Genomic DNA, 13,301 nt, shown 5'->3' with positions numbered 1-13,301 from the left:
CCGGGTGGGACAGGGAGACAGGGAGACAGGGTGGGATTCAGGCCGCGGTTCGGGCTTGGGGGGTTCGGGTTTGAGGGGTTCGGGCTTGGGGGGTTCGGGCTTGGGGGGTTCGGGCTTGAGGGGACTTCGGCATCGGCGGCGGGTTCGGTGTCGATGCCGGGTCCGGTGCCGGGTCCGGATCGGGGGCCGGGGGGCGCAGATGGCCGTTCTCGTCCGGCACGACGCCGTGCTCGCGCAGCGCCAGCCGTAAGCCGCGCAGCGCGTAGTACACCCGGGACTTGACCGTGCCCTGCGGGATGCCCAGGACCTCCGCCGCCTCCTGCGTCGTGCGGTCCTCCAGGAACGTCGCCCGGATCACGTCACGGTGGGCGGGGCTGAGCGCCCGCAGCGCCTCCTGGACCACGATCGAGGAGAGCATCCGCTCGATGTCGTCCACCTCGGCGCCCAGTTCGTTCAGCCAGGTGGCGCCGCCTATCTCCAACGGCCGCGCCATCCGCGTCCGGTGGCCGTCGATGACAAGGTTGCGGGCGACCCGGAACATCCAGGGTCGTACGGCCATCCCCTCGTCGTCGACCAGGTTCCGCTTGTTCCAGCAGCGCAGCAGCGTCTCCTGGATGACGTCCTCGGTACGGTGCGTGTCCCCGCCCAGCATGCGCAGCACGTACGTGTAGAGCGCCGGGCCGTGTTCCAGGTAGAGGTCGCGCAGCGCGCGCTCCTCGGACGAGACCGCGCTCGCCGATCCGATGACGGTGACGTTCATGGAGTGCTCCTGTTCCTTGGGAGGACCGGCCCCGGTCAGGGGACCGGAGCCGGGGCCTCCGGGGGAACGGAGTGTCGCGAGGGGCGTTCCACGTTCGTTTGACGTCGGGTGTACGAAGCGATGGACGAGCCGGTCACGGCCGGTGTGACCGTGGGTAGCCGCGAGGCGTACGGGGCGGCCGGGCTCGGCCGTACCTCTCTGATGGACGCGTCAGATGTATGCGTCAGACGTGCGCGTCAGACGTACGCCTCCAGGGCGTCGACCTGTCTGCGGACCTGTGCGACGAGTGCCGCGTAGCCGGGAGGCAGCAGGCCGCCCCGGTCCAACATGGCCCACATGTGGAGGAGTTCACGCCCGTGGGCCACGACGGCCCGGTCGTCGTCGAGCTGCTGCCAGGCCGCCGCCGCCCGCGCCACCTCCGCGGGCGCCCGGCCGTCCCCGGCCCCGCAGCGGATCCGCGCCACGGCCAGCGCCAGCACGATGGCCTCCCGGTGGTCGCCGCGCAGATGCGCGAGGTACGCCTCGACGGCCCGCGCCTCCACGGCGTACGGGTGCTCGGCGCCCATCGAGCCCGTCAGGCTCTCCCGCAGCGCGGTCGCGTCGTCGAACGCCTCGTCGAGCCGCCCGTCGGAGGCCGACGCGTTGATGCGGGCGATGTGTTCGGCGAGGTCGGCGGGGAGCTCGGTGGTGACGGCGGGGGCCGCGACGGCGGCCGGGTCCGGCATCTCGGCCCGGGCGGCGGCCGTGGCGCGGGCCCGGGCGACCGCGGTGGCGACGGCGGAGGCGGTGGCCGCGGCGGGGGCCGGGACGACGACGGTGGCGGGGGCGTCCGCGCCGGCGGTGGCGGCGGGACCGGCGGGGGCGACAGGACCGGCGGGCGCACCGGGACCGCCGGCGCCGGCCTCGGCAGGGGCGGGCGCTTCGGCGGGGGCGGGAGCTTCGGCGGCCGGCTCGGCGGGCGCCTCCTCCTCCGGTTCCAGGACGCCGCTCGACCCGTCCGGAAGCACCTCCAGCAGGAACCGGGCGGCGCCGGGGCCGTCGTACACCGTCGCCACGACGGCGCCGTCCCGCTCCTCCGCGTGCCCCTGAAGGCGGTCGAGGACGGCCTCGTGCACGGACTGGCCGGGCTCGGGGACCAGGGTGTGTCCGTCGATCTCGGCGAGCCCGTCGCCGGAGATGTACACATCGAAGCGGGTCATGGCTGTCCTCCTCATGCTCAGGTGGTGGTCGGCGCGGGGCCGGTCGTGGTCGCGTCCGGGTCGGGTGTGACTCCCGGAGTGGCACCCGAGGGAGGGGCGCCGATGCCCTGGTACTTGGCGAACTGGGCGCGGACAGCGAGGACATAGCCTTGGGCCTCGTTCGTCTGCGGCACCCCCTTGGCCGCGCGGACGGCGTCCATCCCGACGTCGTAGCCGGCCAGCGCGAGGTCCAGGACCGTGTTGGTGGTCCCGTTCCCGTCGCTCTGGTTCACCTGGCCGGCGTCGATCATCTGCTGGCCCTGCTTGGCGAGTTCGCACATGTACCGGCCCTGCGCCATGATCGAGTCCTTCGCGTCCAGGGCCGAGGTCTTGCCGTTGTCGTCGTCGTCCTTGCCGTACGTGCTGAAGAGGTCGGGCGGCAGTTGTGAGAGGCCCAGTTCGCCGTTCGGGCCGACCAGCGCGCTGTTGAAGCCGGACTCCTTCTCGATCTGAGAGGCGATGACGATCGGGCCGATGGCCCCGCACAGTTCGCCGGCCTTCTGGATGGGGTCCACCAGGTCCGCGGGGACGGTGGAGGTGTCCAGCTCGCCCTTGCCGTCGCCCTGGAAGATGCCGAGGGTCTGGTCCGCGGTGTCCTGACTGGGGGGATCGCCCCCGCCGCCGTGGAACAGCAGGTACAGCGCGATGAGCGGGGCCAGCAGCACGCCGAACCCGCCCATGATCACCACGACGACCAGGGTTCCGGCCAGGGCGAGCGGTGACAGCAGGCAGCCGCAGCCGGTGCCCGCGATGATCCCGTTCCGCACGGCGGTCGACGAACCGCCTTCCCCGCTCTCTTGGCTCATGAGCGCCCGCCTTCTTCCCCTCGCCTTGAACCGCTGCGGCCACACGGCCCGTTGTGCTGTCCGACGGGCTCGACAGATCCAAACGGGCCCCGGGGCAAATAAGTTCAAACCAGTGGAAACCAGATGAGCCAGAGCAGCCGATCTACGAGCGAAGAGGGGGGCGGGCACTCATGAGCACTCCTTCGGGGATGCCGTCGGGCCCGGGGTCATGGGTACGGGGTCCGAAGAACCCGCAACCGGCACCACCGCGACCACGACCGGCCCCCGCCGACCCGTCGACGGCAGCCGCACAGCAGCCCGTCGCCCACACCGGGACACAGGCCGTCGCGCAGCCCGCGCCGCGGCCCGTGGCTCACGCCGCGCCGCAAGCCGTGGCGCGGGCCGTGGCTCAGCCCGTACCGCAGGCCGCGCCGCAGCCCGTACCGCAAGCGGCGGCTCAGGCCGTGGCCCAGCCCGTCGTGCAGCCCGCTCCGCGGTCCAGGACCGTTCCGGCGCGGACCGGGGCCGGGCGGCGGACGGCCCCGGCCTCCGGGGCGGAGCCGGCCTGGGGCCGGCCGAAGGCGCCCAAGGTGGCCCGCGCCGCGTCCCGCGACGAGGTCGGCTGGGTCAAGGCGCACGGCGGCTCCGGCGCGACCTCGCTCGCCGAGCTGTTCGGCGGGGTGGAGGTGGGGGCCCGCTGGCCGGACCCCGCCCGCGGCGAGCCACGCCGGGTCGTCCTGGTCGGCCGGACCAGCGCCCGCGGGCTGCGGTCCGTCTCCCAGGCGCTCGGCGCGCTCGACGGCGGCGACGCCCCCCAGGGGCTCGAACTGCTGGGCGTGGTCCTCGTGGCCGACGCCCCCGGACGGCTCCCGCTCGGTCTGCTGCGCCGCGTCCGCGTGCTCCGCTCCGTCGCCCGGGTGCACCGCGTCCCGTGGATACCCGCCTGGCGCACCGGCGGCAGCCCCAGGTCCGTTCCCAGACAACTCGCCACGCTCGCCAGGCTGGTGGGCGCCGACATCCACGGCGAGGGAGCCGCGTCGTGACCCAGCCCCTCCTCGACGCGCGCTTCCTGGCCGCGTACACCCCGCCCGTGGAGGCCGACACGATCCTCGGCCTGCTCGCCTGGTGCGCCTCGGCCTGCGGTGTCGGCGGACTGATCATCGTCGGCATCCAGATGGCGCTCCAGCTCCGCCGCGGCGATCCCGGCGAGGGCGGCGAGCACTTCCGCGGCGTCTTCTTCGTGACCCTGAGCTGCCTGGTCGCCACGTCGGCCGGTCCGCTCGTCGCGGCCCTCGGCAGCCTCCAGCTCCTCGGGCCCTGACCCCGCCGCACCTTCGCGCACAGCAAGTCACCCTCCCGCCCACCGCTCGTGCCGGGCGCCGAACCCTTCGGAGATCCTCATGTCCTCTCTGCTGTACGAAGCCACCAACGTCCTCGCCGCCGGCGTTCCGCAGCCCGCGGCCAACGCCCCCGGGGAGCTCACCTCCAAGGTCAACACGGTCCTCGGCATAGCCGCCTGGGCCGGCACCGCCGCCGGTGTCGCCGGAGTGCTGATCACCGGCGCGATGATGGCCATGTCCGTCAAGCGGGGCGAGAGCTCGGAGCACATGAGCCGGCTCGGGATGGTGCTCGGCGGCTGTGTCCTCGTGGCCACCGCGGGCCCGCTCGTCAGCTTCGTCTTCGCGTAGGCCCGGCGGACGGTCGTGATGTTCAAGCGCAGGGAGCGCCGGCTCGAGGAATCCGGGCCGTACTACAAACAGCGCAGTTGGCAGCTTTCGGCCGGATTCCTGGCCGTCGTGGTCGTGGTGGGCGGCGTCGTCACCATGCTGTCCGGCCCGGACACGACCGCGGCCCACGCGAACGCCGCGGCCACCGAGGGCCCCCTGGCCGGCCCGTCCGCGAAGGACGGCCGGCCCCGGGGCTGCCGTACCGACGACAGCGCCGGCACGGCGCTGCCCGACAAGGCGCCCAAGGACGTCGGCTGGCGCACGCTCGGTGTCGCGCGGGTGCCCGTCTCCCCCACCGCGGGGCCGACCCTGATCCAGGGACCCCTGTGGTGGTGCTACGCGCACACGCCCACCGGGGCCGCGCTGGCCGCCCACGTCATCCCCTCGCAGATGAGCGGCTCGGACTGGCGCACCGTCACCGAGCAGCAGGTCGTGCCCGGCCGGGGACGCGACATGTTCGAGTTCCAGCGGGCCACCGTGCGGAGCACCGACAGCCAGAACAGCGGCACGGCCGTCGCGTCGTACGTGGGCTTCTCCGTGAGCTCGTACACGGACAAGGCGGCGACGGTCCGGCTGCTCCTCAAGAGCGCCCAGGGATACGCGGCGACCGACATCTCCCTGCGCTGGAGCGGCGGCGACTGGAAGCTCCGGGCCGACGACAACGGCTCGCTGCACTCGCCGGTGTCGGCCGTCCAGAGCACCAACGGCTTCATCCTTTGGGGGGTTTGACGTGAACTGCACGTCCGGGAACCCGGTCATCGACCTGGTGAAGGGGTTCTTCAGCTTTCTCGGTGATCCCATCGGGACCATCGTCGACCTCATCGCGAAGACGATCCTCGCGGGCGCGGTCGCGGTGTTCGCGGCGCTGACCACCAACGTCCCGACGCTGGAACAGACCCAGACGTCGAAGGACATCAGCAGCGACACGCAGTGGATCGTGGTCTACCTCGCGGTCGGCTCGCTGCTGTTCGCCGCCTGCCGCATGGCCATCGAGCGCAAGGGCGACGCGGGCCGCACGGCACTGAAGGGCATCATGCGGGTGGTGCTCGTCTCGGGCGCCGCCACCACCGTCGTCGTGGCCGCCGCGGCCGTCGGCGACAGCTACTCCAACTACCTCTTCAACAACGCCGTACGGGACTCGCTGAACAACGTCGGGGCCTGCTCGGACGGCAGCGGGATCCAGTCCTTCCTGCTGCTGGTCCTCGCGTTCCTGCTGCTGATCGCCGGGATCGTCCACACGGTGCTGATGTACATCCGGCTCGGCGTGATGATGCTGCTGCTGGGCACCCTCCCGCTGGCCGCCGCCGCCTCGATGACCGACTGGGGCTCGGGCTGGTGGCGCAAGCACATCGGCTGGATGATCGCCTGGCTGCTCTACAAACCCGCCGTCGCCCTCGTGCTCAACGCCGGCATGGCGATGATCAACTCGGGCAAGAACAGCGGAACCGGTGACGTCAGCACCATCAACACCCGGATCGCCGGCATCGGCGTCATGCTGCTGTCCGCCATCGCCCTGCCCGCGCTGCTCAAGCTCATCGTGCCCGCGACCGCCGCCATGGGCACCGGCAACCCGATGTCCTCCATGGGACAGGCGGGCTCCAGCCTGGCCAGCGGCGCGGTCCAGCTCGGCGGCAGCCGCGGCGCCTCCGGCGGCGGCGGACAGATGGGCCCGAGCGGGGCGACCGGATCCGGCGGCTCGGGCGGCTCGTCCGGAGCGGGCGGCTCCTCCGGCGCAGCGGGGGCGGGCGGAGAGTCGGGCGCGTCCGGAGCGAGCGGCGCGAACGGCGCGGCCGCGGCGGGCCGGGCCGGTGCCTCGGGTGCCTCCGCGGCGGGCGGCGCGGCCGCGGCCGCCGGACCCGCGGGGGTCGCCGTTCTCGCGGCGGTCGCCGCGGCACAGGTGGCCAGTTCCACGGTGACCGGCGCCGTGGAGGGCGCCGACGGCGAACTGGGCCACAACAAGTGACCGCCGTCGCCTGACCCGCCCCCTCCCGTACGACTCCCCCCTTGAACGGCCGCCGGGTTCCCGCTCCCCCCGCGGGAACCCGGCGGTCTCACCGCGCCGCGCCCGACCCCCGTCACCTCACGAAGGGAAAACGGACCCATGTCCACGGAAGCCGTCATCCATCCGACCTACGGAAACTGGCGCAGGCCACGACGGCCGGGGCTCGGACCGCTCGGACTCGTCGGCACCTTCGGGGTGTTCGGCGGGCTCATCATCACCCTGCTCGCGTCGCTGATCTCGCTGTACGCGGCGCTGGTCGTGCTCGTCCCGGTCGTCGTGTTCCTGGTCCCGCTCGCCATCCGCACCCAGGACGGGCGCAACGTCTACCAGTTGGTCACCCTGCGCGTCGGGTGGTGGCGCCGCAAGGCCAAGGGCGCCCACCTGTACGTCTCCGGCCCGCTGTCCGCCCGCCCCGGCGGCCGGTTCCGGCCGCCGGGCCTGCTCAACAAGGTCACCGCGACCGAGGGCCGGGACGCCTACGACCGCCCGTTCGGCGTGCTGCACCACCCGGTCCGCAACCTGTACACGATCGTCCTGGGCTGCGACCCCGACGGCGGTTCGCTCATCGACCCGGACCAGGTCGACGTATGGGTGGCGCTGTGGGGCGAGTGGCTGGCCCGGCTGGCGCACGAACCCGGTCTGAAGGGCGCCACCGTGATCGTGGAGACCGCTCCCGACCCGGGCACCCGGCTCGCGCACGAGGTGCTGCCCCGCATCCACCCCGACGCCCCGCCGGCCGCCCGCGCGGTCATGGAGGAGGTCGTGGACCGGTACCCGAGCGCCTCGTCCGAGATGCACACCTACGTCACGCTGACCTACGGCGTCCCGCCGGGCCAGCGGCGCAAGAAGGACGACGTGATCGCCGATCTCGCCGTCCGCATCCCGGGCCTGCTCAGCGGGCTCGTCGCGGCCGGCGGGGGTGCCGCCTATCCGCTGTCGGCCGAGCGGATCGCCGAGGTCGTCCGGGTCGCCTACGACCCCGCCGTCGCCGCCGACGTCCTCACCGCCCGCGCCCAGCAGGGCGGAACCGGCCTGGAGTGGGACGACGCGGGCCCCGCCGCCGCCGTCGAGACCGTGAACAGCTACCAGCACGACTCCGGTGTCTCGCGCACCTGGCTGCTGACCCTGGCGCCGCGCGGCACCGTCCGCTCCTCGGTGCTCCGGGGCATGCTGGAGGCGGCCCCCGGCACCCGCCGCAAGAGGGTCGCCCTGGTCTACCGGCCCATCGACCCCGCCACCTCGGCCCGCATCGTCGAGGCGGACCGGCGCAGCGCCCAGTTCATGGCCTCCTCCGGCAAGGGCATGGTGCAGGCCCGCGCGGCCTCCGAGGTGAGGGCGGCCGAGCAGACCGCCGCGGAGGAGGCCTCGGGCGCGGGGCTCGTGGAGTTCTCGCTGATGCTGACCGTCACCGTGGACAGCCTGGAGGAGCTGGCGGACGCGAGCGTCGCCGTCCGCAATCTGACCGCCGCGTCCCGGGTGCTGATGCGGCCCGCGGACCGGATGCAGGCGGCGGCGTTCACCTGCACCCTGCCCGCCGGGATCCTCCCCTGGGAGCAGACCCTCGTCCCGCACGAACTCCAGGAGGCGCTGTGAGCCGGCGTGAGCAGAAGCAGGCCGAGCGGGCCGACCGGCTGGCCGAGGAGCGGCAGGCGCTCACGGCCGTGGACGGCGGCCGCTCCGCACGCGAGGACAGCGGGACGGACCCGTCCACGCGGAGGGGGACGGCGCAGCGCTCGGAGAAGAGCGCTGCGAAGGGCAGTGCGAAGGGCGCTGCCAAGGGCACGGCGAAAAGTGCGGCGAAGGGCGCTGCGAAGCCCAAGGAGCTGTTCGTGCCGCACCGCGGCTGGTACGGCGTGGGCGGCGGGCGCGTCGGCTACATGGATCCGCCCACCATGTGGCGGGCCACCACCGTGCAGGCATGCGGCATGTGGCCCTTCGCCGCGGGTTCCGGATCTCCGATGACCGGGGTCCCGCTCGGGCAGCACCTGTTCACCGGCGCCACCGTGTGCGGCGACCCGCTGAACTGGTTCACCCGGGCCCGCTACATCTCCAACCCCTCCCTGTTCATGCTCGGCATGCCGGGCCTCGGCAAGTCCACCCTGGTCAACCGCATGCTGATCGGGCTCGCCGCGACCGGCGTCGTCCCGCTCGTCCTCGGCGACCTCAAGCCCGACTACGCCGACACCGTCCGCGCGCTGGGCGGCCAGGTGATCTCCATCGGCCGCGGCCGGGGCGGCATCAACGTCCTCGACCCCGGGGCCATGGGCGAGGCGGCCGTGAAGATCGGCGGCGAGGCCGGAGAGGTCCTGAAGGCCGAGGCCCACGGACGCGTGCTGAACATGGTCGCCGCCCTCATCACCATCGTCCGCGGGCGGCCCATGGACGACCACGAGCAGTCCGTGCTCTCCGCCGTCCTGCACCATCTGCGCGAACGGACCCCCGAGGGACGGGCGCTGCTGCTGCCCGACGTGCTGCGGGTGCTGACCGAGGGCCCGCCCCGGGTGCGCGCGGTCACGCTCGACCGGGGCGACGACGCCCGCTACCGAGACGCCGTCGACCCGCTGCACCGCTCCCTGCTCGGCATCCTCGACGGCCCGCTCGGCGACACCTTCGCCTCCGAGACCTCCACCCGGATCGATCCCGACGCGCCCGCCGTGTGCATCGACATCTCCGGCATCGGCGAGGCGGACACCCAGCTCACGGCCGCCGCGATGCTGGCGGCCTGGTCGGACGGCCTCGGCACGGTGGCCGCCTCGCACGCCCTCGCGGACGCCGGACTCGCGCCCAGGCGCTGGTTCTTCACCGTCCTCGACGAGCTGTGGCGGCCGCTGCGCGCGGCATCCGGCATCGTCGACCGCATCGACGCCCTGACCCGGCTGAACCGCTCGCTCGGCCTCGGCGACGCGAAGATCACCCACACGCTCAAGGACGCCGAGGCCCTCGGCACCGACGCCGACCGCGCCAAGGCCCGCGGCTTCGTCGAACGGGCCGGGATGGTGGTGTGCGCCGGGCTGCCGAAGACGGAGATGGAGGACCTGGGCAAGGTGGTCGGCCTGTCCCGGCGCGAGATCGAACTCGTCTCCTCCTGGTCCTCGCCGCCCGGCTGGGGCGTCAACGGCGACAACGAGGAACCGCCCGGCCGCGGCCGTTTCCTCATCAAGGTCGGCGGCCGCCCCGGCATCCCCATCAAGGTCGCCATCACCGACGCGGAGCGCCGGCTGCACAACACCAACACCCGCTGGACGCCGAACGAGGACGCCGTCGAGAAGGCCGCCGCCCGCGCCGCCGAACAGGTGGCACGCGCCGCGCGCGAAGGCGTCCACGGCTTCCCCGGCACCACCGGCGGTCCCGGCGCTCCCGGCACCGAGGCGGCGGCCGGGCGGTGGACCGCGTGAGCGCCCCCCGCGGCGGGACCGACCCGCACGACCTGCTGCCGTGGGCCGTCGTCGCCCTCGCCGCCACCGGCCTGCTGGTGTTCACGGTCGTCTGGTCCGGCGGCACCCTCGGGTCCGGGCTCTCCGGCAGCGGCTGGGCCGCCCCGCCGTTCGCCCTGTCCACCGTCACCCGCCTCGCCTCCGACGGGCCGGGCGCCCTGTGGCCCGAGGCACCGGCCGCCGCCGTCTACGCGGGCATGGCCGGGCTGCTCGCGCTGGTGACCCTGCCCGTCGCCGTCGTCGTACGCCTCCTCATGGACCGTTCGGCCCGCCCCAAGGGGCTGGCCGGGCGGCGGGAACTCGCCGCGATGTGCCCGAAGGGCATCGAGGCCCGCGCCCGCGACCTGCGCCCCGGCCTCAAGGGCCGCGACCAGGTGCACCCGGACGAGACCGGCAACCTCCTCGGCGACCTGGAGCCCAAGGGCCCCGAACTGCGCAGCAGTTACGAGGACGTGGAGCTCGACCTGATGGCGCCCCGCGCCGGCAAGTCGACCGGCATCGCCGTCCCCCGGGTGCTGCGCGCCCAGGGTGCCGTCCTGCTGACGTCCAACAAGGCCGACGTGTACGCCGTCACCCGCGCCGAACGCGCGAAGGCGGGCACGGTCTGGACGTTCGACCCGCAGGGCATCGCCCACACCCCGCGCGCGATGTGGTGGAACATCCTCGGCGAGTGCCACACCATCGAGGGCGCCCGCCGGATGGCCGGCCACTTCGTCGCGTCCGTCAACGACGACAGCGCGAAGAAGGACTTCTGGATCTCGGCCGCCCAGAACACGCTCACCGCGCTCTTCCTCGCCGCCGCACGCGGCGGGACCCCGCTGACCGAACTCCTCGCCTGGCTCGCCGACCCCGCCGACCGCACCCCGATCGACCTGCTCCGCCAGGTCGGACTCGGCGCGATGGCCGAGCAGTTGCAGGGCACGGTCCGGGGCGCGGTGGAGACACGCGACGGCATCTACGAGACCGCCCGGCAGACCGTCTCCTGCCTCCTCGACCCCGAGATCCTCGCCTGGGTCACCCCCGACCCCGGCCTTCCCGAGTTCCGCCCCGACGAGCACGTCCTCGGCCACGACACGCTCTACCTCCTGTCCAAGGACGGGGGCGGTTCGGCGGCCGGCGTCATCGCGGGCCTCGCGGACGCCACGATGCGGGCCGGTGTCGTGGCCGCCGAACGCATGGGCGGACGCCTCGACCCCCCGCTGACGGCGGTCCTCGACGAAGCGGCGAACGTGTGCCGCATCTCCGACCTCCCCGACCTGTACTCGCACTTCGGCTCCCGCGGCATCAACGTCGTCACCCTGCTGCAGAGCTACCGCCAGGGAGCCCGGGTGTGGGGGGAGGTCGGCATGGACGCCCTGTGGAGCGCGGCCACCATCAAGCTCCTCGGCGCGGGCCTGGACGACGCCGACTTCGTCCAGAAGATCTCCACCCTCGTCGGCCAGCACGACGTGCGCACCCCGAGCGTCTCGCGCAGCAAGGACGGCACGTCACGCTCGTACTCCTACCGCCAGGAGGCCGTCCTGCCGCCCGACCGGATCCGCGCCCTGCCCAAGGGCACCGCGCTGCTCCTCGCGACCGGTGTCAGGCCCGCCCTGATCCGGCTGCGCCCCTGGTACAAGGAGCCCGGGGCCGGCGCCATCTCGGCGGCGGCGAAGGCGGAGACGGCGGCGATCACGGAACGGGCAGCCGGTCGCGCCCTGCCGGGTGTGACCCTGAGCAAGCCGGAGCCCGGCCGGGACGTCGCGCCAGCGTGACCGTGCGCAGCACCAGTTCGGCGGGCCCGTACCGGACCCGGCTCATCAGCAGCGCGCCGAGGGCCAGTTGGACGCCGTACAGGAGCACGCAGCCCGCGAGGACGGCGGCCGTGCCGACACGGTCGTAGAGACCGAGCCCGTACCCGGTGAACACACAGGCGAGGACGAGCGACTGGGTGAGGTACTGGCTGAGCGCCATGCGCCCGGAGGCGGCGAGCACGGCCGCCACCGGGCGCCGGGCGCCGGCCAGGAGGAGCACTCCGCACGCGTACGACACCGTGAGCGCCGGCGCGGTCAGCAGCGACACCGCGTGCCCGACCAGGAACCACCGGCTGTCCAGGGGGCCGTTCGCGCAGCAGGCGGTGACGACACCGCCCGCCAGACCCGCAGGCAGCCACCGCGTGAGGGTCCGCCGCAGCCACACCCGGTCCCGGCCGCGCCGCTCCACCAGTGCGGACTTCGCCGCCGCGAGTCCCGCGAGGAACGCCGCCAGCATGTCCGGCGCGTACATCAGGTTCGCGCCGAGTGCCGAGGGCAGCTCGCGCAGATGCGCCCCGATCACCGACGAGGGACCGCCGCGGTAGGCGGCCACGGTGTCCGCGACCAGGGGCGCGTACCGGGCCGGCGTGACCGGTTCGGTGAGGGCGACGGTGAGCAGCCCGTACCCGAGCAGCAGGACGGCCAGGCCCGCCACCAGAGCGACCGCGAGGCGCACGGCGGCCCGGGGCGTGAGGTCGCGCAGCCCGTACAGGATCAGCCCGAGCGCGGCGTACGTCATCAGGATGTCGCCGGGGTACAGCAGCACGGCGTGCGCCAGCCCGAGGCCGAAGAGGCCCGCCGTGCGCCGCAGATGACGGAGTCCGGCGGCGGGGTCCGACGGCCGGGCCGCACGCCGGTCGAGGACGAAGCTGTAGCCGAGGAGGAAGGAGAAGAGCTGATAGGCGGTGGTCGTCGCGGTCACACCCCACGCCGCCGCCCGGTCGACGGCCGAGGCCCCGGGCCCGCCGCCGAAGGGGGTGTAAGGGCCCGCCATGAGCTGTGCGTTGACGAGCAGGATGCCGAACAGCGCGGCCCCCCGCAGCACATCGATCTCACCGACCCGACCGGCCGGAGCGCCCCCGCCGCCCGTCTCGTCCCTCCGGCCGCTCACGACGAGACCACGACGCCCGTGCCGAACGCCAGGGTCGAGGACAGGAACCATCCGAACGACGGCGCCAGCAGGTACCGCAGCGTCCACAGCCGGGCCGTGGCGGGCCGGTTCCGCGCGTAGACCACGGGCACGCGGCCGCCGACCGGCGGCAGCCCGCACAGCGGCCCCCGCCAACCCGGGTCGAGGACGAGCCCCCGCCCCAGGTGGTCGGAGAACACCACGAGCCCGCCCCACCGCCGGTCCGAACCCTCCCGGGGCCTCACCTGACCCATGACGCGCAGTCCGCGCAGGGACAGCCGCAGGGCCGCCAGCGCCGACCGTGTCGCCAGCGTCAGGAATCCGAGCCCGGATCCCGTGCACAGCGCCAGCAGCACCAACTCCGCGCCCATACCGATCCCTTCGTCCGCGAACCGCACCTGGACGCACAACGGGGCGCGCGTCCCACCGGTTC

General features: G+C 73.8%; 13 protein-coding genes. 8 read left to right on the top strand and 5 right to left on the bottom strand.

The features are described 5' to 3' along the window. Positions 1–37: 37 nt before the first annotated feature. The 3 genes from ACZ4TO_RS26225 to ACZ4TO_RS26215 form a co-directional block, all read right to left on the bottom strand. Positions 38–760: a sigma-70 family RNA polymerase sigma factor gene (locus tag ACZ4TO_RS26225; protein ID WP_468025362.1), complete on the bottom strand. Its 723-nt coding sequence runs from the start codon at positions 758–760 to the stop codon at positions 38–40. Positions 761–996: 236 nt separating this feature from the next. After that, positions 997–1,959: a hypothetical protein gene (locus ACZ4TO_RS26220; RefSeq protein ID WP_468025361.1), complete on the bottom strand. Its 963-nt coding sequence runs from the start codon at positions 1,957–1,959 to the stop codon at positions 997–999. Between the two features lie 17 nt (positions 1,960–1,976). Then, positions 1,977–2,804, bottom strand: a complete 828-nt coding sequence (locus tag ACZ4TO_RS26215; protein WP_382792565.1) for a lytic transglycosylase domain-containing protein — start codon at positions 2,802–2,804, stop codon at positions 1,977–1,979. A gap of 383 nt (positions 2,805–3,187) precedes the next feature. Between ACZ4TO_RS26215 and ACZ4TO_RS26210 the strand changes: the two genes are divergently transcribed. From ACZ4TO_RS26210 to ACZ4TO_RS26175, 8 genes are all read left to right on the top strand, one after another. Next, on the top strand, positions 3,188–3,826 hold the full coding sequence (locus tag ACZ4TO_RS26210) for a DUF6668 family protein (RefSeq protein ID WP_385042351.1): 639 nt from the start codon (positions 3,188–3,190) through the stop codon (positions 3,824–3,826). Further along, positions 3,823–4,104 carry a hypothetical protein gene (locus ACZ4TO_RS26205; protein WP_365490179.1) on the top strand — a complete coding sequence of 94 codons (282 nt, stop codon included), beginning with the start codon at positions 3,823–3,825 and terminating at the stop codon, positions 4,102–4,104. Before ACZ4TO_RS26210 ends, ACZ4TO_RS26205 begins: the two co-directional genes overlap by 4 nt. Positions 4,105–4,183: 79 nt before the next feature. After that, positions 4,184–4,471: a hypothetical protein gene (locus ACZ4TO_RS26200; RefSeq protein WP_467845116.1), complete on the top strand. Its 288-nt coding sequence runs from the start codon at positions 4,184–4,186 to the stop codon at positions 4,469–4,471. 18 nt (positions 4,472–4,489) lie between these two features. Next, positions 4,490–5,239 carry a DUF8175 domain-containg protein gene (locus tag ACZ4TO_RS26195; RefSeq protein ID WP_468025360.1) on the top strand — a complete coding sequence of 250 codons (750 nt, stop codon included), beginning with the start codon at positions 4,490–4,492 and terminating at the stop codon, positions 5,237–5,239. A 1-nt stretch (position 5,240) separates the two neighbouring features. Further along, positions 5,241–6,473, top strand: a complete 1,233-nt coding sequence (locus tag ACZ4TO_RS26190) for a hypothetical protein (protein ID WP_382792555.1) — start codon at positions 5,241–5,243, stop codon at positions 6,471–6,473. A gap of 138 nt (positions 6,474–6,611) precedes the next feature. Continuing rightward, positions 6,612–8,105 (top strand): SCO6880 family protein, encoded by a 1,494-nt coding sequence (locus ACZ4TO_RS26185; RefSeq protein ID WP_382792553.1) that lies wholly within the window; start codon positions 6,612–6,614, stop codon positions 8,103–8,105. Positions 8,106–8,389: 284 nt separating this feature from the next. Next, on the top strand, positions 8,390–9,907 hold the full coding sequence (locus ACZ4TO_RS26180; protein ID WP_382792883.1) for an ATP/GTP-binding protein: 1,518 nt from the start codon (positions 8,390–8,392) through the stop codon (positions 9,905–9,907). Next, positions 9,904–11,700: a type IV secretory system conjugative DNA transfer family protein gene (locus tag ACZ4TO_RS26175; RefSeq protein WP_382792550.1), complete on the top strand. Its 1,797-nt coding sequence runs from the start codon at positions 9,904–9,906 to the stop codon at positions 11,698–11,700. The genes ACZ4TO_RS26180 and ACZ4TO_RS26175 overlap by 4 nt, the downstream gene beginning before the upstream one ends. On the opposite strand, the gene ACZ4TO_RS26170 is transcribed toward ACZ4TO_RS26175, so the two are convergent. Both ACZ4TO_RS26170 and ACZ4TO_RS26165 read right to left on the bottom strand, forming a co-directional pair. Continuing rightward, entirely contained in the window at positions 11,618–12,850 is a 1,233-nt protein-coding gene (locus ACZ4TO_RS26170) for a DUF418 domain-containing protein (protein ID WP_468025359.1), read from the bottom strand. The genes ACZ4TO_RS26175 and ACZ4TO_RS26170 overlap by 83 nt on opposite strands. Beyond that, positions 12,847–13,239 carry a hypothetical protein gene (locus ACZ4TO_RS26165; RefSeq protein WP_382792544.1) on the bottom strand — a complete coding sequence of 131 codons (393 nt, stop codon included), beginning with the start codon at positions 13,237–13,239 and terminating at the stop codon, positions 12,847–12,849. The genes ACZ4TO_RS26170 and ACZ4TO_RS26165 overlap by 4 nt, the downstream gene beginning before the upstream one ends. Positions 13,240–13,301: the final 62 nt, after the last annotated feature.

The organism is Streptomyces sp. NPDC028298 (assembly GCF_055565895.1).
The sequence above is the reverse complement of the archived record's forward strand: the minus strand, read 5'-3'. Positions and strand labels throughout refer to the sequence as shown.

Excerpts from the sequence above, each read along its gene's own strand:
- ACZ4TO_RS26225 (WP_468025362.1), bottom strand. The coding sequence starts at position 760 with ATGAACGTCACCGTCATCGGATCGGCGAGCGCGGTCTCGTCCGAGGAG.
- ACZ4TO_RS26220 (WP_468025361.1), bottom strand. The coding sequence starts at position 1,959 with ATGACCCGCTTCGATGTGTACATCTCCGGCGACGGGCTCGCCGAGATC.
- ACZ4TO_RS26215 (WP_382792565.1), bottom strand. The coding sequence starts at position 2,804 with ATGAGCCAAGAGAGCGGGGAAGGCGGTTCGTCGACCGCCGTGCGGAAC.
- ACZ4TO_RS26200 (WP_467845116.1), top strand. The coding sequence starts at position 4,184 with ATGTCCTCTCTGCTGTACGAAGCCACCAACGTCCTCGCCGCCGGCGTT.
- ACZ4TO_RS26195 (WP_468025360.1), top strand. The coding sequence starts at position 4,490 with ATGTTCAAGCGCAGGGAGCGCCGGCTCGAGGAATCCGGGCCGTACTAC.
- ACZ4TO_RS26185 (WP_382792553.1), top strand. The coding sequence starts at position 6,612 with ATGTCCACGGAAGCCGTCATCCATCCGACCTACGGAAACTGGCGCAGG.
- ACZ4TO_RS26180 (WP_382792883.1), top strand. The coding sequence starts at position 8,390 with ATGGATCCGCCCACCATGTGGCGGGCCACCACCGTGCAGGCATGCGGC.
- ACZ4TO_RS26165 (WP_382792544.1), bottom strand. The coding sequence starts at position 13,239 with ATGGGCGCGGAGTTGGTGCTGCTGGCGCTGTGCACGGGATCCGGGCTC.